The sequence below is a fragment of the Chromobacterium haemolyticum genome, assembly GCF_009936155.1.
GTDB classification, from domain to species: domain Bacteria; phylum Pseudomonadota; class Gammaproteobacteria; order Burkholderiales; family Chromobacteriaceae; genus Chromobacterium; species Chromobacterium haemolyticum.
Genome location: NZ_AP019312.1, coordinates 3,508,033 through 3,529,188 on the forward strand (window position 1 = coordinate 3,508,033; position 21,156 = coordinate 3,529,188).

Sequence of the window (21,156 nt, forward strand, 5' to 3'; positions counted from 1 at the left end):
GTTCAGTGCGACCGCCGTCCGGCTTTTCTTGAGCCGCCGTGAATAATCACGTTCCGCGCAGCCAGGCTTGCCCGGCCAGTTCATCGGTTTGTTTCTGTTCTTTCTTCAGCCGCAGACGCAGCAGGCTTTCCGCCGCCTGATCGCGCACCTGGACCATCACTTCGCGGCGCAGGCTGGCTTGCAACAGCGCGCGCTGACTGACCGCGGCGTCCGCCTCGGCCAGTTGCAGATCCTGCTGCTGCGAGGCCATCAGCCCCAGCAACGCGCCCTTGTAGTCGGCGCAATTGCGCGCCAAAGCCGGGTGGCCGGCGTCGGCGCTGGCGCCGCTCTGCCCGCACAGCTCGCCCATGCGCAAAATGTTGCGGCGATAGCGCTCCTGCAGCTGGCGCTTGCCTTCCACCTCGCTTTGCAGGCGGTCCACGTCCTGTTGCCGCAATTGGACCATCAGGCCCAGGCGGCGCACGTCTTCGGGCTGGCTCATGTCGCTATCATCTCCATCAAACCGTTCCGGCTGTCTTCATAGCTCGCGGCCTCGGCCGCGCCCTGGCGCAGGAAAGCCTCCAGCCGGGGCATCAGCCGCACCGCGCGGTCGGTGTCGGCGTCTGCGCCGGCCACATAACCGCCCAAGGGGATCAGGCTGCGGACTTCCTGGTAACGGGACCAGGCGCCGCGCGCGCCGCGCGCCGCCTCCGCGTGTTCCGCCTCGGTGAGCTGGCTCATGCAGCGGCTGACCGAGCGGCCGATGTCTATCGCCGGATAATGGCCGCGCTCGGCCAGTTCGCGCGACAGCACGATGTGGCCGTCCAGAATGGCGCGCGCGGTGTCCACCACCGGGTCTTGCTGGTCGTCGCCTTCGGCCAGCACGGTGTAGATGGCGCTCATGCTGCCGGCGCCGCCCTCGCCGTTGCCGGCGCTCTCCGCCAGCGAGGGCAAGAGGCCGAACACCGAAGGCGGATAGCCTCGCGTGGCCGGCGGTTCGCCCAGCGCCAGCGCCACTTCGCGCTGCGCCATCGCATAGCGGGTCAGCGAATCCACCAGCAGCAGCACATTGCGGCCCTGGTCGCGAAAGTGGGCGGCGATGGTGTGGGTCAGTTCGGTGGCCTTGAGCCGCATCAGCGGCGATTCGTCGGCCGGCGCCACCACCAGCACCGCCTTGGCCAGGCCGGCTTCGCCCAGCGAGTGCTCGACGAACTCCCGTACTTCGCGGCCGCGCTCGCCGATCAGTCCCACCACCACCACATCGGCCTCGGTATGGCGGGTGATCATACCCAGCAAGACGCTCTTGCCGACGCCGGAGCCGGCGAACAGGCCGACGCGCTGGCCGCGCCCAATGGTGAGCAGGCTGTTGATCGCGCGCACGCCCACGTCCAGCGGCGCGGACACCGGTTGTTTCTTCAAAGGATTGACCTGCGGCGGATGGGCGGCCAGCGGCTGTTCGCCGCCCAGGCGGCCCAGGCCGTCCAGCGGCTCGCCCAGACCGTTGACGATGCGGCCCAGCCAGGACGGGCCTATCATCAGGCCGCCGCCGTCTGCGGCCGGCAACACCCGCGCGCCGGTGGTCAGGCCCACCGGCTTCTTGAACGGCATCAGATAGGAAACTTCGCGCTTGAAGCCCACCACCTGGGCTTGCAGCCAACCGCCGCCGGTGGTTTCAATCACGCAGCGCTGGCCGGTTTCCAACGGGCAGCCTACGCTTTCCAGCAGCAGGCCGGACGCGCCCACCAGGCGGCCGCTGACGGTGGCCACCGGCACCTCCGGCAATTCCAGTCGTCCCAGCGCCTGACGCAACATGGCTTAAGCCTCCGCCTGTTCCGCCGCCGGCTCGACGGCGTCGCTTTGCAGTTGTTCGCGCACGGTGGCGATGCAGGCTTCCAGCCGCTGCTGGCAGCCGGCGTCGGCCTCGGATTCCGGCGTGCGGATTCGGCACTCTCCGTGCGGCAGTTGCGCGTCGGCCACCAAACGCCAGCGCGCGGCGCGCTCCGGCGCCAGTTCGCGGATGCGCTGGCACTCCTCGGCGTTGAGCAAGATTTCCACCTCGTCCTGCTGGTATTGGCCCGGCGGCAGCGCGGCCAGGGTTTCGTCCACCAGGTCGAGGATCTGCACCGGCTTGAGCGCCAACTCGCAGCGGATCACCTGGCGCGCCACTTTGGCCACCAGTTCCACCACTTCGTCGCGCATCGCCGCCTGGTACTCCTCGCTGACGCGGCGCAGCTCGGCCAGCGCGGCTTCCAGCGGCCGGCCCAGATCGGCCAGCTCCGCCCGGGCTTCGCGGCGCGCCGCCGCCAACCCTTCCTGGCGGCCCTGTTCCAGGCCAGCGGCGTAGCCGGCTTCACGGCCGGCGGCTTCGCCGCTGGCCAGGCCTTCGTTGTAACCGGCGTCCATGCCCTGACGGAAACCATCGGCGGCGGAGGCCTGGATCTGGGCGGAATCCTGCGCGTCCAGCGGCAGGTCCAGCGCGCTGTGGATCAGCGGCGGGAAGCGGAAGGGGCGCCAGGCCTTCACTCGACCACTTCCTCGGGGAACAGCTGCAGGTCGATTTCACCGGCCTGGGCCAGCTGTTTGACCTGGGCCATGATGTCCGCCCGCACTTCTTCCACGCGGCTGAGCGGCACCGGGCCGGAGCGGCGCATCATGGCGTCGAAGTTCTGCGCCTGACGGCGCGGCATGGTCTGGACGATGGCTTCGCGCACCGCCGGCTCCGCGCCCTTGAGCGCGATGGCCCATTGCTCCAGCGGAATGTCTTCGCTGATGCGCATCAGCACGGCTTCGGTCTGGCGCGACAGGATGAAGAAGTCGTACATGCGGGTTTCGATTTCCTCGACGATGTCCGGATCGTGGGCGCGCAGCAGTTCCATCATGCGCTGGCGGTCGCCCGGCAGGCGGTTGAGGATGTCGGCGGTCTGCTGCATGCCTTCCACCGCGGTGCTCTGGGTGTGCAGGCTTTCCAGACAGCGGTTGACCAGTTCTTCCAGCTCTTCCAAGAGCTCGCGGTCCACGTCCTTGAGCCGGGCCACGTTGACCAGCACGCTGTCGCGGCTATCCGCCGGCAGCGCGTCCACCACCTGGCCGGCCAGCGCCGGCGGCAGGAAGGCGAGGAACACCGCCTGCATGCGCACGTGTTCGCCGGCGATGCGGTCCGCCAGCCATTGCGGCGACACCCATTGCAGCCGCGCCATCTTGGGGCGGATGGCGTCGCCGTAGATGGTGTCCAGCACGCTGTTGGCGATGTCGCTGCCCAGCGCCAGGTCCAGCGAGCGCTTGAGAAAGGCGCGGCTGGCGCCGTGCACCCCGCTCTGCTCGCGGTATTCGTCGAAGAATTTCTGAATCGTGGTCTTGACCGCGTCCACCTTGATGCCGCTCATGCCGGACATCGCCTGGGTCACTTGCAGCAGTTCTTCGCGGCTCAGACAGCGCAGCACGGCGGCGGCGGGCTCTTCGCCCATGCACAACAGCAGCACGGCGGCCTGCTCGATGGTGTTCATCGCATCTGCGGCGGGCGCGGCGGCGGCCGGCGGCAGGGCCGGCGCTACGGCGTTATTGGTTTCGTCCATTTTTCTGCACCCATTGTTTGACGACTTCGGCGACGCGTTCCGGCTCTTTGGCGGCCAAGCCCTTCAGATGGTCCACCAACACATCGACGCTGGAGCCGGCCGGCGGCAGATCGTAGTTTTCCAGCAGCGGCACCACCGGGCTTCCGCCGGCGCCGGCCGCGGCGGCCAAGGCAGCCGGTTGCGGCGCGGAGGACAACTGAGCCTGGCGCGCGGCGCGCAGATCGGCGCCGTCCATCAATGGATCGGGTTTCAATTCCAGCGCTTCCGGCTGCTGGTATTCGCGCAGTTGGCGGTCGGTCAGCTGGCGCAGCATCTTCAGCAGCGGACGCGCCAGCAACAGGTAGGCCAGCAGCACACCGAAGGCGTAAACGGCCCAGCGCGCGGCTTCGAACCAGGTGTCTTGCTGCATCCAGATCGGCTCCGGCTCGGACAGCGCGGAGAAGTTGAGCGTGGACACCGCCAGGGTGTCGCCGCGCTCGGCGTGGATGCCCAGGCCGTTGCGCAGCACCTTGTCCACATTGGCCAGCTCCGCCGGCTTCCAGCCGCCCCTGGCCGGCGCGGCGGCCTGGTTCAACACCACGGCCACGCTCAGGCGGCGCAGCGTGCCGCGCGCCTTCTTGATCTGGGTGACGCTGCGGTCGTAAGCGTATTGGCGGGTGACGGCGTTCTTGCTGTTGCCGGCTTTTTCCGAGGCGGAGCCGGAGGCGTCGGTGTTGACCGGACGGTTGCTCAGCGAACCGGGCACGCCCAAGGCCATTTTCTCGGTGGAGGTTTCCTCGCGGGAGGCCTCGTTGGTGACCTTGGGCGCTTCGCCGTATTTCTCGCGGGTTTCCTCTACGCGGTCGTTGTCCACGTCGGCGGTGACGCTCACCTTGAAATTGTCCTTGCCCAACACCGGGGTCAGCAGGTCGCGAACGTTTTGCAGCGCTTCCTCGCGGAAGCGTCGCGCGGCGTCGCTCTCATTGCCCCCCAGCATGCCGTCGTCGCTCAAATCCACGCGGGAAGACAGTAGATTGCCTGCCTGGTCCACCAGAGTGACCTGAGACGGCGACAGCGTGGACACGCTGCCGGCCACCAGCTTGATCACCGCGGCCACTTGCTCATTGTTCAGTTGCTGGCCGGGCTTGAGGGTCACCACCACCGAGGCGGAGCCCTTGTCGTTGGCAGCGCCGACGAAGGACGTGGCGCGCGGCAGCGACAGATGCACGCGCGCCGCGGACACCGGCTCCAGCGCCAGAATGCTTTGCACCAGCTCGCCTTCCAGTCCGCGGCGGAAACGCACGTCCTGCACAAACTGGCTGACGCCCAGCGGGTCGTTCTTGTCCAACAACTCCAGGCCGGACGGTAGCTGCGCCACCACGCCCTTGGCCGCCAGCTGCATGCGCACGCGGCCCAGCTGGCTGTCCGGCACCAACACCTGGCCGGTTTGCGGATGGATGCGATAAGGGATTTTTTCGGCGTCGAGCACCGCCATCATGTCGGCGGCCACCACTTTTTCCTGTGCGCCGAACACTGGCTTGTAGCTGGCGTCGTCGCGCCACAGCCACAGGCTGATCATGACGGTGACGCCTATGGCCAGCGCGACGATGGGCAGCGCCAGGCGCAAGGAGTCTCCGGAAACGGGCCAACGGCCGCCCAGACGGGTTTGCACGGCCGCGACGCCGCTGCGAAAACGATTCAACACGGGCATGGTCCTCGCGGCTTACAGCTGCATCTTGATCAAGTCGTCCACGGCGCCCACTACCTTATTGCGCACTTGCATCAGCATGGAGAACGACAGGCTGGCTTCCTGGCTCATCAGCATGGCGCCGACCAGGTCGTCGCTTTTGCCGCTGTCCACGTCGGCCATTTTTTCGGAAGCCGCGCGGTTCTGCGCGTCCACGTCGCGGATGGCCGCGCCCATGGCGTCGGAGAAGCTGGCTGTGGTGGCGGGTTCTTCGCTGTGCTGCGGCGGCGCAATCGGCGCGCTGCGCGCCATCCCGGCCATTTCGCCGAGCATCTGCTTGCGGTCGGCATGAATCATCAAACCCAGGTTGGTCGCCATCGGAAATCCTTGTCGGGCGGAGCCCGTTATTATTGAGTGGCCAATCAAGGCCGGTTTCACGTCTGCGGCTCGCCGCCCGGGAGCGGCGAGCGTATCGAAGCGGCAGCCCCGAGATGAGGACTTGTAACCATGCCATCATCCTGACGCCAGGATACGAGCGGCGATTTTAAACTTTATGCTTAAACCAACAGCCGTGAATTTTCACAAAGTGTGACGTGAATTTTCCCCCTTTACCCAGCGGCGGCAGCCAGTAAGATGCACACTCCATAAGGTTTAGCCTGCCGTTTGCCTCCGTCCGCGAGCCGCGAATTTAGTACCCTCTAGTACATTTCGCATGCGGCGCCTCAGACGGCCGGCCGGCCTTGATAAGCACCAGGCCGCCGCGGTTTAAGCGCCGCGCCCCTTCCGTCGCCCGCGCGCGCCGGCCGGGCGCGCGGACGCCGGCGGCGCCACGCCCACGCCTTCACCGAGAATCGAGATGCCAAGAGCCAGAATCATTTCGCAGCATGACGGCGCCCAGTTGCCGGCTCTCGACCTGCGCACGCTGGGACGGCCGTTCCATCTGCTGCCCGTCTTCGGCAAAGCGCTGCAAGAAGAGCTGGCGGATTTCCTGCAGCAAGAACTGAACCGCCGCTACCACGCGCGTTTCCACATCCGCGCGCTGGAGCAGGCGCAGCCGGCCGCCGACGAGCGCCGCTGGCTGTGGCACGCGCTGGACGGCTGCCAGTTGGGCAGCCATATCGAACGGCCGCTGTTGCTGCGTTTGCTGGATTACCGCTTCGGCGCGCCGGCAACGCAGCCGGACGCCGACGCCGGCGCGCCGGCGGAAACCGAAACCGAGCGCCGCTTGGCGCGCAGCCTGGCCGAGCGCTTGCTGCCCCGCCTGCTGCAATGCGTATTGCGGCTGGACCGTCAGGCCGGCGGCCTGCCGCCCGGCCCCGCCGACTGCGCGCTGCTGCCCTTCGTGCCGCCCGGCACCGGGGTCTGGGAAATCCGCCTGGACATCGGCGACGGCGAACACGCCGTCGGCGCGCTGCGTCTGCAATTGGACGCCGCCTGCTTCGAACGTCTGCTGAAAAACCTGTCCGGCCGCCGCGACAGCGCCGACGCCCAAGCCGCGCCGGCGGAGACCTTCCGCGACCGGCTGCGGGTGCGCTTGCAAGCGCGCTTGCTGGACCGCGGAATGGCGCTGGGCGACATCATGGACCTGCGCCCCGGCAGCGTGCTGCCGGTGACGCTGCAGGCCAGAAGCGAAGTGCTGGTCGGCGCTTCGCGGCTGTTCGAGGCCGAGGTGGCCGAGCAGCACGGCAAGCTGTGCCTGACCGGCTTTGTCGTCAGCGAATAACTCTACAAACACAGAACAAGCAAGGATGAGCATGGACTTGAACGACGATTTCGATCTGGGCGGCGTGCTGGACGGCCTGGACGGCCAAAACGACGCGGACGCCAAGCCGACAGACGACGGCGCGGCGCGCCGGCCGCAGCGCGACATGACCCAGTTCCTGCGCAAGATCCCGGTCCGGCTGACGCTGGAAGTGGGCGGCGCCGACATCTCGCTGGCCGATCTGGTCAATATCGAGAACGGTTCGGTGGTGGAGCTGGACAAGCTGGCCGGCGAACCGCTGGACATCAAGGTCAACGGCACCGTGATCGGCCGCGGCGAGGTGGTGGTGGCCGGCGAGAACTACGGCCTGCGGGTGGTGGAGCTGAACGATCTGGAACTGGACAGCCTGACCTGATGGAAGCCTTGAAGAAATTGAGGGACCTCGAAAAACCGTCGCGAGCGGTTCGAGAGCAAGGCGCACCGCGCGCAGCGACCGAGATAGTACAAACCGTACAGCGAGGGAGCGAGCACGGAGCAACGCCGCTATCGGACCGCGCAGCAGGTTTTTCGAGGTCCCTCCACCCCAGCCTGCTCGCCGCCGGGCTGTGGGCGCTGGCCGCCGCCTGTCAGGCAGAACCGCTGAAACTGCTGTCGGCCAACGCCGGCGGCACGCCGGTGGACTTCACCATCAAGACCCAGATCCTGATCCTGATGACCCTGCTCGGGCTCTTGCCCGTGCTGGTGCTGATGATGACCAGCTTCACCCGCTTCATCATCGTGCTCTCGCTGCTGCGCCAGGCGCTGGGCCTGCAACAGGGCCTGCCCAACCGCATCGTCACCGGCGTGTCCTTGATCCTGACCCTACTGGTGATGCGGCCGGTGGGGCTGGAGGTGTGGAACCAGGCGCTGCAGCCCTTCGATCAGGACAAGATCACCATGCAGCAGGCGCTGGAGATCGCGCAGAAGCCCATCAGCCGCTTCATGCTGGCGCAAACCAGCAAAACCGCGCTGGCGCAGATCGCCAGGCTGTCCGGCGAGGAAAAGATCAGCAATCCGCAGGACCACGCCTTCGCGGTCAAGCTCGCGGCCTTCGTGCTGTCGGAATTGAAAACCGCGTTCCAGATCGGCTGCATGCTGTTCATCCCCTTCCTGGTGATAGACCTGGTGGTGTCCAGCGTGCTGATGGCGATGGGCATGATGATGCTGTCGCCGCTGGTGATTTCGCTGCCGCTCAAGCTGCTGCTGTTCGTGCTGGTGGACGGCTGGTCGCTGACGGTGAACACCCTGGTCACCTCGATACAGGCTTATTGAGCGCGCTTTTGAGAATGGACTTGCCATGCTGACCCCCGACATCGCCGTCGACATCGTCAACGACAGCCTGCGCGTCGTCGTCACCCTGGTGGTGCTGCTGATCCTGCCCAGCCTGATCGTCGGCGTCATCGTCAGCCTGATCCAGGCCGCCACCCAGATCAACGAGCAGACGCTGTCCTTTCTGCCGCGGCTGCTGGTGACCCTGCTGACCATCGCCATCGCCGGCCACTGGATCACCGGCTTCCTGATGGATTTCTGCGTGGCCATGTTCCAGCGCGCCGCCGGTTTGGTCGGATAGCCGTGACCGGCCTCTACGCCCAACTGCTGGAGTTGATCCCGGCCTTCTGGTGGCCGTTTTGCCGGCTGATGGCCGCCTTCAGCGTCGCGCCCTTCATCGGCGAGGGCATGGTGCCGGTGCGGGTGCGCATCGGCCTGGCTCTGGCGCTGTCCGCCGCCACGCTGCCGGCCACCCTGCCGCTGCCCAAGCTGGACCTGTTCTCGCTGGCCGGCGTCGCCGCCAGCATCGAACAGGCGGTGATCGGTCTCGTCTTCGGCCTCGCCTTTCAGCTGGTGCTGGCCGTGCTGGCCGTGCTCGGCTTTCTGGTGTCCTCGCAGATGGCGCTGTCCATGGCGGTGATGAACGACCCCGGCAACGGCAACTCCTCCGACGTGGTGTCCAGCCTGCTCTACCTGCTGGGCGCCATGATCTTCTTCTCGCTGGACGGTCATTTGCTGCTGATCCAGGTGGTTTACGCCAGCTTCCAGGCTTGGCCGGTGGGCGGCGGCGTGCCGGCCGCCTCGCTGTCCATGCTGGCCGGCGGCGTGGCCTGGGTGCTGTCCGCCGCCATGCTGCTGGCGCTGCCGGCGGTGTTCGCCACCTTCGTGGTGCAGGCCGGCGTCGGCATGATCAACCGGGTGGCGCCGTCGCTGAACCTGTTTTCGCTGGGCTTCCCGCTGATTACTCTGTTCGGCCTGGGCACGCTGGGCCTGGTGGCGCGCTTCATCCCGCAGCAATACCTGAACCTGAACGAACAGATGCTGCGCCTGCTGGGCGGCATGCTGAGGGCCGGTCATGGCTGAGGGGCGCGGCGGCGATAAAACCGAAAAGGCCACGCCGCACAAGCTGCGGCAGGCGCGCAAGCAAGGCCAGGTGCCGCGCTCGCGCGATCTGGCCGCCGCGCTGGGCCTGCTGTTGGCGCTGAAACTGGCTTTCTGGATGATGCCGCAGTGGCTGGACGAGTTCCGGGAACTGTTCGCCCTGGCCTTTGCCCTGCTCTCCGGCAGCGGCGCGCTGGACAACAGCTGGTCCAAGCTGTTTGCCGGCACCTTGCTGCTGCTGGTCAAGATGGTGCTGCCGCTGGCGGTGATTCCGCTGTGCGTGATCGTGGTTTCGCTCTACCCCGGCGGCTGGGTCTTCAGCTTCAACCATCTGCAGCCCAAGCTGGAGCGCTTCAACCCGCTGGCCCATTTCGGCCGCATCGCCTCGGCGCGCCACGCCAGCGAAATCGGCAAATCCATCGCCAAGGCGCTGCTGCTGGGCTGGGTGCTGTACCGGCTGAGCCAGAGCGCGCTGGAGGATTTTTTCGCCTTGCAGGGCGCGCCCTTCGCCACCGCGCTGGCCGGCAGCGCGGAGCTGCTGATCAACGCCTTGCTGACGCTGACCGCGGTGTTCATGTTGTTCGCGCTGATCGACCTGCCGCTGCAAATCCTGCTGTTCATGAAGCAGCAGAAGATGAGCAAGCAGGAGATCAAGGAAGAGTACAAAAGCACCGAGGGCCGGCCGGAGATCAAGCAGCGCATTCGCCAGATCCAGATGCAGATGGCCCAGCGCGGCGTGCGCAAGGCCGTGCCCACCGCGGACGTGGTCATCGTCAACCCGGAGCACTACGCGGTGGCGTTGAAATACGATGAGGAACGCGCGGAAGCGCCGTTCATCATCGCCAAGGGCCTGGACGAGATGGCGCTCTACATCCGTCAGGTGGCTCAGGAGCACCAAGTGGACATCGTGCCGCTGCCGCCGCTGGCGCGCGCCGTCTACCACACCACTCAGGTCAACCAGCAAATTCCCGCGCCCCTGTACCGAGCGGTGGCGCAAGTCCTGACCTATGTCATGCAACTCAAGGCCTTCCGCAACGGATCGCGCCGCAGCCAGCCGCGGCTGCCGGACGATTTGCCGATCCCGCGCGACATGGCCGATCCCAGAACCGCACCATGAACGCTTTCACCCGACTGCTGGCCGACATCGGCCGCCACAAGATCGCCGCCCCGCTGTTTTTGCTGGCCATACTGGCCATGGTGATGCTGCCGCTGCCGCCGATGGCGCTGGACATGCTGTTCACCTTCAACATCGTGCTGGCCATCATCGTCATCCTGGTCAGCGTCTCCGCCAAGCGGCCGCTGGACTTCTCCGCCTTCCCCACCATCATCCTGGCCACCACCCTGCTCAGGCTGTCGCTGAACGTGGCCTCCACCCGGGTGGTGCTGCTGCACGGCCATGAAGGCACCCACGCCGCCGGCCGGGTGATCGAGGCCTTCGGCCAGGTGGTGATAGGCGGCAACTTCGTTGTCGGCATGGTGGTGTTCGTCATCCTGATGATCATCAACTTCATGGTGGTGACCAAGGGCGCGGAACGGATCTCGGAAGTCTCCGCCCGCTTCACCCTGGACGCGCTGCCCGGCAAACAAATGGCCATCGACGCCGACCTCAACGCCGGCCTGATCAACCAGGAGCAGGCGCAGCAGCGCCGCCGCGACATCGCCACCGAGGCCGATTTCTACGGCGCGATGGACGGCGCCTCCAAGTTCGTGCGCGGCGACGCCATCGCCGGCATCCTGATCCTGATCATCAATCTCTTCGGCGGCGTGGCCATCGGCGCGCTGATGCACGGCCTGTCCGCCGGCGACGCTTTCCGCCAGTACGCGCTGATGACCATAGGCGACGGCCTGGTGGCGCAGATTCCGGCGCTGCTGCTGTCCTCCGCCGCCGCCATCATCGTCACCCGCATCAGCGACGACGGCGACATGCAGGAACAAGTGGGCAAGCAGATGCTGGCTTCCCCCACCGTGCTGATGAGCGCCGCCGGGATGATGTTGGTGCTGGCCGCCATCCCCGGCATGCCCTGGCCCACCTTCCTCGGCTTCGCGCTGCTGCTGGGCTTCGTCGCCTGGCGGCTGCACCAGCGCCAGCAGGTGCTGCCCAACCTGCCGGACCCGGCGCTGGCGAAAAGCGCGCTGGCCGGCGACGCCGACATCGAACTGGAATGGGCCGCCCTGCCCTATGTGGACACGCTGGGCGTCAACCTGGGCTACAAACTGGTGTCGCTGCTGGACAAGAGCCAGGGCGCGCCGCTGGCCAAGCGCGTGCGCGGCGTGCGTCAAAGCCTGAGCGAGAGCATGGGCGTGCTGATGCCGCAGGTGAATCTGCGCGACGATCTGCGCCTCAAGCCCTCGCAGTACGCCATCCTGCTCAGCGGCAACACCGTGGCCGAAGGCGAGGTCTACGCCGACCGGCTGATGGCCATTCCCTCGCCGGAACTGTACGGCGAAGTGGACGGCATGCCCGGCGTGGACCCGGCCTACGCCATGCCGGTGACCTGGATCCTGCCGGACGACAAAAGCAAGGCGCTGGGCCTGGGCTACCAAGTCGTGGACTGCGCCAGCGTGGTGGCCACCCATCTGAACAAGGTGATGCGCGAGCACTTGTCCGAGCTATTCCGCCACGACGACGTGGCCGCCATCAACGAGCGGCTGTCCGCGCTGGCGCCCAAGCTCGCTTCCGCGCTGAACCAAGCGTTGCCGGCGCCCTTGCAGCTCAAGGCCTACCGCCAGCTGCTGACCGACAATGTGTCGCTGAAAGACATCGCTCCCATCGCCAACGCCCTGCTGGACGCCAGCGAAAGCAGCAAGGACCCCATCATGCTGGCGGCCGAGGTGCGCTGCGCGCTGAAACGCCAGATCGTGCAATCCATCCTGGGGCCGCGCGGCGAGATGAAGGCCTTCAATCTGTCCGCCGATCTGGAAAACCTGCTGCTGGGCGCGCTGAGCCAGGCGCAGCAAACCGGCAAGCCGCAGCTGGACAGCTTCCCCATCGACCCCAATGTGCTGCAGCAGCTGCAGGCCAATATGCCGGTGGTGCGCGACCAGATGAAGCAAATGGGCCACGCTCCCATCCTGCTGGTGATGCCGCAGATCCGCCCGCTGCTGGCGCGCTACGCGCGCTTGTTCGCGCCCGGCCTGCACGTGCTGTCCTACAACGAAGTGCCGGAAACCCGAGAGGTCAGCCTCACCGGTACCCTGGGCTGATCCGCCGCCCCAAGGTCGCGGGGCGTGTGGGCACGCGTCGCCGCGCCCGCGCGCCCTTCGCATGATATGCGAAATTACAACACCCCAGCCCCTGCGCCCGCTGTCGTCCTAAATTCCCAAATACCAAAAAAACAATCAATTACTTAGTCAAAAAATTCCAAACCCAATCCGATAACGCAAAGGCATAACCCAGCCCCAATCTGTACCAAGGAACAGGTTTCAATCTGTATGACTACTTTTAAAATGAAAACCTTTTTTGCACTTTTAGCGAAATTTTTCGCAAATTTTGCAAAAACTGACTAATATCGGCTAAAACATAAACCAAAGCGTCGACATGCCCACCCCTGCCCGGAAGGCCATCCGCCTTCCGCTCGCCGCCGCCGATAATGAACAAAGACAGCAGCCATCCGCCCACGCCGACGGCAAGCTGCGGACCAGAACGACCCGATAGTCGCCCTACTCCAAAGACATGCAAATGACACAGAACAAGCCAACCACGGAAATCATCAACGCCAATATCCGCACGCACCTGGAACAGCGCGGCCTGGCGGAGTCTCAACAGGTCAGCCTGATCGAAGAAGTGCTGGGCCTGAGCGCGTCGCAAACCTACCGCAAGCTCAACGGCAGCAGCCAGTGGCAGCTGGGTCAATTGGAAAAGCTGGCGCAATATCTGGGCCTGCCCACTTCCGAACTGCTGGTGTCTCAAGACAACCGCCGGCCGGTACGGGTGCCGGACGCCGACCTGATCCCGGCCATCCTCCACCTGACCGACCACACCGAGGAAGCTCATTGCTGGATACAGCTGGGCGACGTGGTGCAGGACGATTCCATCTCGCCGCTGCTGCTGGCGCGTCGTCAGGGCGACAGCTGGCACGTGTATCCAGGCAGCCACGACCGCTGCATCAACGGCCACGAAGTCACCTATCTGGCGGTGCAGCCGCCCAAGCGCGCCAACAACAAGCGCTTGCTGGTGGCGGTGCTGGACGATATGGACGCCGACATCCTGGCCGCGGTGCTTGTGCGCCAGGGCCTGTTCGCCCTGCCCTACGAATCCCCGTCCGAACTGTTGGCCGCGCTGCCGCACGAAGAGTTCGACGCTTTCGTGCTGGACTGGGTGCTGGGCGACGAGGACTGCATGAAGGTCATCGAGACCATACGCCAGCGCTCGTCCACCGTGCCCATCATCGTGCTGACCGGCCACGCCGAGGAATACGAATCCGCGCTGCAGCAGGCCTTGCGCATCCAGGGCGTCTACTACATCGGCAAGCCGACGCCGGGCTCCATCCTGGCGCTGCAGATCACCAATGTGGTCACCGCCGCCCACGACCTGGAAGTCTGAGAACCTGTTTAAAGTTTGCTGCGCGTCGTGAAGCGTTGCGCGGTGAGTACAAGCTCAAAATGCTCATGTACCACTCGTACACTCCGCTTTCTCAGCGGTTTTCGCCTTGTCTCGCCTTGGCTCGCGAGATGTTGAATAGGCAGCGGTTCACTATCGCCGCGGCACGGCATTGAAAAAGCCCTGGAGCATCTCCAGGGCTTTTTTGCGCGACCGGGATCACGCCCGCTTGGCCACAGTCTCAAGCATTCGCCGCAGCTGGCCGGCGTCGAAGGGCTTGGCCAGGATGCCGGCGAAGCGGCTCGCGCGCGGATCGTCAAAGGCCTCCGGATAAGCGCTCATCCCGACAACGGCGGTATGCTCGGCGCGTTGGCCGTTCCAGGCCCGCTCCGCCACCTGGTAGCCGCTGTCCGCGCCCAGGTGCATGTCCAGCAGCACGGCGTCGAAATCGGCTTGCTCCAGCGCCCGTTCCGCCAAGGCCGCCGTCTCCGCGGTGGCCACCTGATAGCCGTCGCGCTGCAGCAACTCGGCCAGGGTGTCGCGAATGTCGGCGTCGTCGTCCACGATCAGAACCGACTGCGAGCCCGGCGTCTCCGCCGCCTGCACCGGTATGCGCACGGTGAAGCAGGCGCCCTTGCCCTCGGCGCTGTCCAGCGCTATGCAGCCGCCAAACAGATTGACCAGCTCCTTGACGATGGACAGACCCAGCCCGCAGCTGCCGGCCCGTCTATGCTTGCCCTGGATGAAAGGCTGAAAAATACGCTGCTGGTACTCCGGCGGAATGCCCACCCCGGTGTCGCGCACTTGCAGCACCAGCTCGTGATGGCCGGTGGCGCGCAGGCAGGACACGCTGACCGTGACCGAGCCGCTATCGGTGTAGCGGATGGCGTTGGACACCAGATTGCCCACAACCTGACGCAGCCTCACCTCGTCCAGCAGCACCGTCGCCGGCAGCGGGCCGGCCTGATAATTCAGCGCCAGCCCCTTGGCGTCGGCCAAGGGCCGCATCACGTCCATGGTGGCTTGCAGCACCTCGGCCAGCGGCATGGGCTGCGGATTCATCCGCAGCTTCATATTGCGGATGGCGCTGATGTCCATGATGTCGTGCACCTGGGCGGACAAATGCGACACGCTGGTTTTCAAGCGCTGCAAGGCCGTGCGCGCGGTTTTCTGGCCGTCCGCCACCGGCTCCAGCAATTCGATGCAAACCTGCATCGACTGCAAGGGGGAACGGATCTCGTGGCTCAGCGTGGCCAGAAAGGTGGTGCGGTCCAGCTCCATCGCCACCGTGGCCTGGTGCGCGGACTGCTCCTTCTCCAGCAAGGCCTGCTTGGCGCTGGCCAGGCGCTTGACCGAGCTGTAGCGCGACAGCAGCAGGATCACCGCGCAGATCACGCCCCACAACACCGACTGCAGATACAGCACATTGCTGCGCTGGCGGTCCAGATCCTCCAGCCGCTCGGTGCGGCTTTTCACCTCCGCCACCCTCGCCTCCACCGCGAAGGCCATCAGTTGCGGCCGCAGCAAGTCGATGCGTTCCAGCAGCGCCGGCACCGAGGCCAGCGCGGGGTGGCTGAAAGCAGGGTCGTTGAACAATTGCTGGTAATCCGCCACCAGGGTGTCGAAACCCTTCACCTGGCGCAGCAACATCTGCACCCGCACCGGCGCCGGTTCGGAAAACACATGGAAACGACTGCTGGCCACTTCCAAGCGCCGCAACAGCTCGTCTTGCGTGATGCGGCCGGCCTGGAAACCCACCAGCGCGGACTTGGCGCGCTCCATTTCCAGCTGGAATTGCGCCACCGACCAATACAAATCCTCGCTGCTGTTGGCCACTGAATTGACCTTGCCCAGCTGGCTGATGCTGTAATACATGCCGCCGGCAGCGGTGATCAGCACCAGCAGGCCCACCCACAGCATGCGCCGGCCTTCCGGCCAGCCGCCCCATCCGGAAATGAGCCGCCGCAGGCGGCCGGCCCAGCCCGGCTCCACGCCGGACGACGCTTGATTGTCCTGGTTCATCAGTTCACCACCAGACCGTCTATCTGCCAGATCAGCTTGGCGTCCAAGGCCGGCCCCTTGGCCGAGTCCGGCATCTGCTCCAGCGGATACATCAGCCACAACGGGCCGTAACGGGCCACGTTCATCGGCTGCTGGTTGAAGCGGCGCGCCAGGATGGCGCGGTACTTGACCAGCTCGCCGATAGGAATGGAATAGGTATAGTCGTTGAGCGCCACAAACTGGGCCTGATGGCCGTAGGCGCCCACTTTATTGAGGATGTCCCGCACCAGCGGCCCGCTGAAAGTCGCCTTGGGCGTCCAACTGGTGGCGGTGACCAGCGAGGTTTGCGGCAAGGCCATCAGCGCGCTTTCGCGGAATTCGTACACGCCGCGCGCCGAATCGGTGAAATGGCTGATCTTGCCCGACACCACCAGCAAAACCGGGTCGTCACCCGCCCGGCACGCTTGCGCCAGCAGGACGAAAACCAGCAAGCAAAAGACTCTCTTCATCTTGGCCAACGCTTCACTTGATTGAAAAACCATACCGCCGCACTGCTCATCAACAGTCAGACAACTATAGAGCCTGTTCAAAGCCTCGCGGGCAAGGGCGAGACAAGGCGCTGCGGCGGAAATAGCGGATTGCGCCGACGGCGCATGAGCGTTTCGAAAACACGCTCGCCGTACCGGCAACGCTCCACAGACTTTGAACAGGTTCTAAAAAAATCGGCACGCTAGTCTGGTGCCGGTTCGCCGCCGAAAACGGCGCCGCCCGCAGGCGCGCCGTTTCGGCGGCAGGGGTCGGCCGCGGCCGGCTTAGAGCCTGTTTACGATCTCGCGAGCTAAGGCGAGACAAGGCGAAAACGAGCGAAAAAGCGGAATGTACACGTGGTACATGAGCATTTTGAGCCGGTTTTCAACGCCGTATCGCCGACGCGCAGCAGATCGTAAACAGGTTCTTATTCTTCCAGCAGACGCTTCACCACGTCCACGTATTCCTGCTTGGCCTCGTCGCTGCCCTTGCCCTTCAGCTTTTCCCAGGCGTCGAACTTGGCGCGGTTGATGAAGTCCATCATGCCCGGGCGTTCGCCGGCGGCGTCGCCTTCGGTAGCCTGTTTGAACAGCGCGTACAGTTGCAACAGCGTCTGGTTGTCCGGACGCTCGGACAGGGTCTTGACATCGGCCTGGGCCTGGGTGAACAGAGTCTGCAGATCAGACATGGGAATTCCTTTGTTGAAGACCGGGACGTTGGTGCGCCCCTGATTGGAGATGTTAGCCGCCGGCAGCCAGTGCCGGAGAGCGGAATTTACCACGAACCCGCGCTGCGGTCAGCACGCAGGCCCACGCCGTCGGCGCGGTCCGGGCTACGGCGGCGAAGCGGTTCCATCGCCGGGTTCGGACTCGATCAAAATACGTTTATAGCTCTTCACCGCGATGCCGTCCTTGCGCGCCGGCGAAAACTCGGCCTGACGAAAACGCTCGAGCAAGGGCTGTTCGCTGCCGGCCGGCTGGGCGCTGACCCATTGCACCGCATCCACTTCGCCCCGCTCATTGATATAGACGCGCAATTCGATCCGGATCGCCCCCCCCGTCAAATCGGCCAGTTCAGGCAGTTCGATCGGCCGCAGCGGCACGGCCAGTTGCTCCAGTTGGCTGGCCGGATAATACAGGTCCAGACCCAGACGCTGCGGCAGTTCGTCCCCCGGCTGCGCGGCCTCCGCAAGGGGCGCCGACGCCGCGGCGGGAAGCGCGGCGACGGGCGTCGAGGCACTCGGTCTAGGCGCCGGCTCTGGCTCCGCCTCAAACACCGCCTCCGGCAGGGTCTGCTCCGCCCTCGGCGCGGTCCATGCCGGCGGCGCGGCGGCCGGCTCCAGCCGCGGCGGCGGCCTGGCCGCCGGCCTCGCCGCCGTCAGACGCACGCTCAGTCCCGCCGGCTCTCCGCGCGCGCCGCCCACCGGCCACGGCGCAAAAATCGCCAGGCCATGCACGGCCAGCGAAAACGACAGGCCCAGCAAGATGCGGTCGCCGTTGGACAGGCCGCGCCAGCTCGCGCTCCAGCCCGGCCGCGCCGTCATCGCCGCCCGCCAGGCGCGACAACGGCCTGAGCCGGCGTCGCGAGAACGCAGGAACAGGCCGTGGAAACCCGCTTAGCGGCGCATGTCTTCATGCGCTCACTTGGCGTTGAGCAGCTTCTCGATATCGTCGCCATCGATCGCGCCCGGCACCAGCTGGCCGTTGGCGAAGATCAGGCCCGGCGTGCCGGTGATGCCCAGCTTCTCGCCCAGTTGCTGAATCTTCTCCAGCGGAGTGTCGCAATTGTCCGGGCCGGTCAGCGGCTTGCCGTCGCGCATGAAGCCGGACCAGGCCGCCACTTTGTCCGGCGAGCACCAGATCTGCTTGGACTTGCGCATCGCGTCCGGGTGCAGCTGGCTCAGCGGATAGAGGAAGGTGTAGATGGTGACGTTGTCCAGATTCTTCAGGCCTTCGCGCTCCAGCTTCTTGCAGAACGGGCAGTCCGGATCGGAGAATACCGCCAGCTTGCGCTCGCCCTTGCCGCGCACTTCCTTCAGCGCGTACTCGAACGGCAGCGACTTGAAATCCACTTTGTTCAGCTCGGCCATTTTCTTCTCGGTCAGGCTTTCCTTCTTCACCGCGTCGATCAGATCGCCGACGAAGAGATAGCTGGCGTCGGCGTTGGTGTACACCACCTGCTTATTGTCCACCACCACCTCGTAAATGCCTTTCACCGGCGTGGCGGTCACCGCCTTGACCGGCTTGCCCGGGAAGCGGCCTTCAAACGCCTTTTTCACATCGCCGGCGTTGCCGCTGCCGGCGGCTTGCGAGCAAGCGGCCAGCGCCATCATCAGGGAGGCGCCCAGCGCCAGGGACTTCAGGTTCTTCTTCATCAATCTTTATCCTCAAGGGAAGGTTCAGTAACCAATTGCCTGGCGAGCGAATTGCCGCTTCAAAGGCTTCAGGCAATTGGTCAGGTTCAAGCCGGTATTGCGCAACCAAGGCAGACCCGGCGCCTTGGCCTGGAACAATTGGAACAGGCCGTCGCAGCCCAGCTGCATGGTTTTCACCGCTTCGCGCCGCTGACGCTCGTAGCGACGCAGCAACATCCAGTCTCCGGCGTCGCGCTCGCCGGCCAGCAAGGCGGCCAATTGCGCCGCGTCCTGGAAACCCAGATTCACGCCCTGGCCGGCCAAGGGGTGCACGGTGTGGGCGGCGTCGCCCACCAGCACCACGCGCTCCGCCGCCACCCGCTCCGGCTGGATCAAGCGCAGCGGAAACGCCGCAGCGGGAGTGATGACGGCCAATTCGCCCAACGCCTGTCCTCCGGCGGCGGCCACTGTCTCCGCCAATTGCTCCGGCGGCAGCTCCAGCAAGCGCGCGGGATCAGAGGTTGACCACACCATGGAAATTCGGTTCCCGGCCATGGGCAGCCAGGCCAGGATGCTGTCGCCGGTAAACCATTGCCGCGCCACGCCGCCGTGCGGGCGTTCGCAGTCGAAGTTGGCCACCACCCCGCTCTGGCCGTAAGGCTTGACGCTGGCGTCCAGGCCGGCCTGCTCGCGCACCCAGGAGTTGGCGCCGTCCGCGCCGACCAGCAGCGCGGCGCTCAGCCGGCGGCCGTCGTCCAGCGTCAACGCCGCGCCAAGCGCGTCTGCGCTCAGCGCCTGCGGCTTAAGCCCCGGCAGACAATCAACGCCGGACGCCGCCAGTCGCCGCCACAGCGCGGCCAGCAGCCAGCGGTTCTCGGCGATCCAGGCCAGCGCCGGCTCGCCGGCGTCGCTGGCGGCGAACTGAATCCGGCCGCCAGCGTCGCCGCGCACGTCCATCGCTTCGATCGCGCCCAGACGCTCGGCGCCGGGCCAGGCGTCCAGGCTCTCCAGGAAGCGGCGGTTGGCCGGGCTCACCGCGTAGATGCGCGCGTCCCAGCCCTGGTCCAGCCCCTCCAGCCGCGGCGGCCGCCCCTCGAGCAAGGCCACCCGCTTGCCGGCGCGGTCCAGCGCCAGCGCCAGGCTGGCCCCCACCAGGCCGCCGCCCACCACGATCACGTCGTACTGCAATGCCTTCACGCTCGCTCCCCCGTCAAACGCCGAACACCAGATGGCTGGCGAACTTGCGCCGCAGCGGCGGCAGCGCGTCCAGCGCGCTGAGGCCGACGCTGCGCATGGCGCTGACCACCGGATGGTGGCCGTCGAACAATTTGATCAAACCATGGGTGAAGCCCACCACCGCGTGGCTGTCCACCCGCCGCGCCGCCGCGTAGGCCGCCAGCGCGGCGGCGGCACCGGGGTCGGCCGCGCCGGCCAGCGCCGCGCTGAGGCCGGCGGCGTCGCGCAGACCCAGGTTCAGGCCCTGAGCCGCCACCGGATGCATGGTCTGCGCGGCGTTGCCTATCATCGCCACCCGGCCGCTGACCACGCGGTTGAGCTGCTTCAGCGCCAGCGGGAACGCCGCGCGCGGCCCCACGCTCAGAATACGGCCCTGACGTTCGCCGAAGGCCTGCTGCAAGGCGGCGGCCACCTCGGCGTCGTCGGCCGCCTGCAGGCGGGCGGCGTCCTCGGCGCTGCGGGTCCACACCAACATATAAGCGTCGCCGTGCGGCAGCAGGGCCAGCGGCCCGTCGTGGGCGAAGCGCTCATAGGCCACGCCCTTGGGCGGCAATTCGGTGCGCACCTCGGCCAGCACCGCGCACTGGCGGTAATCGTGGCTCAGGCGCTTGACGCCGGGCAGGCTTTCCGCCAGCGCGCCGCCTTCGGCCATCACCGCCAGCCGGCAGGTCAACACGCTCTCGCCGGCGTCGGACGTCACCGTCACCACCGCGTAATGACTGAGGCTCTTGACCGTCCGCACCCGGTGGCGCCACAGCACTCGCACGCCGGCGCGCTCCAGCGCGCCGCCCAGCGCCGCCACCAGCGCCGGATAGTCCACCACCGCGCCCAAGTGCGGCAGGCCCACATCCTCGCCTTGCAACAGGGTGCGGCCGCAAGCGCCTTGCTGCGACACGTGCACGCTGTCGATCAAGGACGCCGGCAAATCTTCCGGCCAGGCGCCGGCTTCGCGCAGCAGCTCGCGGCTGTGCCAGGACAGCGCCAGCGCGCGCGCGTCGCGCACCGCCTCGTCGCGGCCTCGGGCCTCCACCAGCGTCACCTCGCGGCCGGCGCGCGCCAGCCGCAGCGCGGCCAGCGCCCCCACCGGGCCGCCGCCTATGATCACCACGTCCGCATGTTCATTCGTCTGTTGCTGCATGTCTGCTTCCTTCCTGTTTCCTCGGGACACAG

General features: G+C 66.3%; 21 protein-coding genes. 8 read left to right on the plus strand and 13 right to left on the minus strand.

Annotated elements, in window-relative coordinates:
- Window positions 1-46: 46 nt before the first annotated feature.
- From fliJ to GYH29_RS16110, 6 genes are read right to left on the minus strand one after another with little or no spacing between them, the layout of a single operon-like run.
- Window positions 47-481 carry a flagellar export protein FliJ gene (gene fliJ, locus GYH29_RS16085; RefSeq protein WP_019103735.1) on the minus strand — a complete coding sequence of 145 codons (435 nt, stop codon included), beginning with the start codon at window positions 479-481 and terminating at the stop codon, window positions 47-49.
- Window positions 478-1,791, minus strand: a complete 1,314-nt coding sequence (fliI, locus tag GYH29_RS16090; protein ID WP_019103734.1) for a flagellar protein export ATPase FliI — start codon at window positions 1,789-1,791, stop codon at window positions 478-480. The genes fliJ and fliI overlap by 4 nt, the downstream gene beginning before the upstream one ends.
- A 3-nt stretch (window positions 1,792-1,794) precedes the next feature.
- On the minus strand, window positions 1,795-2,502 hold the full coding sequence (gene fliH / locus GYH29_RS16095; protein WP_043633262.1) for a flagellar assembly protein FliH: 708 nt from the start codon (window positions 2,500-2,502) through the stop codon (window positions 1,795-1,797).
- Complete coding sequence (locus GYH29_RS16100) at window positions 2,499-3,551, minus strand: flagellar motor switch protein FliG (protein WP_019103733.1); 1,053 nt, start codon at window positions 3,549-3,551, stop codon at window positions 2,499-2,501. Before GYH29_RS16100 ends, fliH begins: the two co-directional genes overlap by 4 nt.
- The gene (gene fliF, locus GYH29_RS16105; protein WP_232060409.1) at window positions 3,535-5,235 is read right to left on the minus strand and encodes a flagellar basal-body MS-ring/collar protein FliF; all 1,701 of its coding nucleotides are present in this window, start codon (window positions 5,233-5,235) and stop codon (window positions 3,535-3,537) included. The genes GYH29_RS16100 and fliF overlap by 17 nt, the downstream gene beginning before the upstream one ends.
- Window positions 5,236-5,253: 18 nt before the next feature.
- Window positions 5,254-5,595 (minus strand): flagellar hook-basal body complex protein FliE, encoded by a 342-nt coding sequence (locus GYH29_RS16110; RefSeq protein WP_043590300.1) that lies wholly within the window; start codon window positions 5,593-5,595, stop codon window positions 5,254-5,256.
- Between the two features lie 478 nt (window positions 5,596-6,073).
- Here GYH29_RS16110 and GYH29_RS16115 point away from each other — a divergent pair, with 478 nt between their 5' ends.
- The 8 genes from GYH29_RS16115 (at window position 6,074) to GYH29_RS16150 (ending at window position 13,871) form a co-directional block, all read left to right on the plus strand.
- A complete protein-coding gene (locus GYH29_RS16115) occupies window positions 6,074-6,940 on the plus strand; it encodes a FliM/FliN family flagellar motor C-terminal domain-containing protein (protein ID WP_161524127.1) in 867 nt (288 codons plus the stop codon).
- 31 nt (window positions 6,941-6,971) lie between these two features.
- Window positions 6,972-7,334 carry a flagellar motor switch protein FliN gene (fliN, locus tag GYH29_RS16120; RefSeq protein WP_019103289.1) on the plus strand — a complete coding sequence of 121 codons (363 nt, stop codon included), beginning with the start codon at window positions 6,972-6,974 and terminating at the stop codon, window positions 7,332-7,334.
- Complete coding sequence (gene fliP / locus GYH29_RS16125) at window positions 7,334-8,230, plus strand: flagellar type III secretion system pore protein FliP (RefSeq protein ID WP_081950274.1); 897 nt, start codon at window positions 7,334-7,336, stop codon at window positions 8,228-8,230. The genes fliN and fliP overlap by 1 nt, the downstream gene beginning before the upstream one ends.
- Before the next feature lie 25 nt (window positions 8,231-8,255).
- On the plus strand, window positions 8,256-8,528 hold the full coding sequence (gene fliQ / locus GYH29_RS16130; protein WP_043590304.1) for a flagellar biosynthesis protein FliQ: 273 nt from the start codon (window positions 8,256-8,258) through the stop codon (window positions 8,526-8,528).
- A gap of 2 nt (window positions 8,529-8,530) precedes the next feature.
- Window positions 8,531-9,310 carry a flagellar biosynthetic protein FliR gene (gene fliR / locus GYH29_RS16135; protein WP_043633249.1) on the plus strand — a complete coding sequence of 260 codons (780 nt, stop codon included), beginning with the start codon at window positions 8,531-8,533 and terminating at the stop codon, window positions 9,308-9,310.
- Window positions 9,303-10,445 (plus strand): flagellar type III secretion system protein FlhB, encoded by a 1,143-nt coding sequence (gene flhB, locus GYH29_RS16140; RefSeq protein ID WP_161524128.1) that lies wholly within the window; start codon window positions 9,303-9,305, stop codon window positions 10,443-10,445. The genes fliR and flhB overlap by 8 nt, the downstream gene beginning before the upstream one ends.
- Window positions 10,442-12,532: a flagellar biosynthesis protein FlhA gene (locus tag GYH29_RS16145; RefSeq protein WP_019101844.1), complete on the plus strand. Its 2,091-nt coding sequence runs from the start codon at window positions 10,442-10,444 to the stop codon at window positions 12,530-12,532. Before flhB ends, GYH29_RS16145 begins: the two co-directional genes overlap by 4 nt.
- A 475-nt stretch (window positions 12,533-13,007) precedes the next feature.
- Window positions 13,008-13,871, plus strand: a complete 864-nt coding sequence (locus GYH29_RS16150) for a helix-turn-helix domain-containing protein (RefSeq protein WP_019101843.1) — start codon at window positions 13,008-13,010, stop codon at window positions 13,869-13,871.
- Window positions 13,872-14,087: 216 nt separating this feature from the next.
- Here the strand turns inward: GYH29_RS16150 and GYH29_RS16155 are convergent, their stop codons facing one another.
- The 7 genes from GYH29_RS16155 to GYH29_RS16185 form a co-directional block, all read right to left on the minus strand.
- Window positions 14,088-15,890: an ATP-binding response regulator gene (locus GYH29_RS16155; RefSeq protein ID WP_019101842.1), complete on the minus strand. Its 1,803-nt coding sequence runs from the start codon at window positions 15,888-15,890 to the stop codon at window positions 14,088-14,090.
- Window positions 15,890-16,360 (minus strand): molybdopterin-dependent oxidoreductase, encoded by a 471-nt coding sequence (locus GYH29_RS16160; RefSeq protein ID WP_052051949.1) that lies wholly within the window; start codon window positions 16,358-16,360, stop codon window positions 15,890-15,892. The genes GYH29_RS16155 and GYH29_RS16160 overlap by 1 nt, the downstream gene beginning before the upstream one ends.
- 464 nt (window positions 16,361-16,824) lie before the next feature.
- Window positions 16,825-17,085 (minus strand): acyl-CoA-binding protein, encoded by a 261-nt coding sequence (locus GYH29_RS16165; RefSeq protein WP_019101840.1) that lies wholly within the window; start codon window positions 17,083-17,085, stop codon window positions 16,825-16,827.
- A gap of 144 nt (window positions 17,086-17,229) precedes the next feature.
- On the minus strand, window positions 17,230-17,940 hold the full coding sequence (locus GYH29_RS16170) for a hypothetical protein (protein WP_118268109.1): 711 nt from the start codon (window positions 17,938-17,940) through the stop codon (window positions 17,230-17,232).
- A 96-nt stretch (window positions 17,941-18,036) separates the two neighbouring features.
- Entirely contained in the window at window positions 18,037-18,771 is a 735-nt protein-coding gene (locus tag GYH29_RS16175) for a DsbC family protein (protein WP_019103618.1), read from the minus strand.
- A gap of 24 nt (window positions 18,772-18,795) precedes the next feature.
- Window positions 18,796-19,947 (minus strand): UbiH/UbiF family hydroxylase, encoded by a 1,152-nt coding sequence (locus GYH29_RS16180; RefSeq protein WP_118268110.1) that lies wholly within the window; start codon window positions 19,945-19,947, stop codon window positions 18,796-18,798.
- Between the two features lie 13 nt (window positions 19,948-19,960).
- Complete coding sequence (locus tag GYH29_RS16185) at window positions 19,961-21,124, minus strand: FAD-dependent oxidoreductase (RefSeq protein ID WP_118268111.1); 1,164 nt, start codon at window positions 21,122-21,124, stop codon at window positions 19,961-19,963.
- Window positions 21,125-21,156 lie beyond the last annotated feature (32 nt).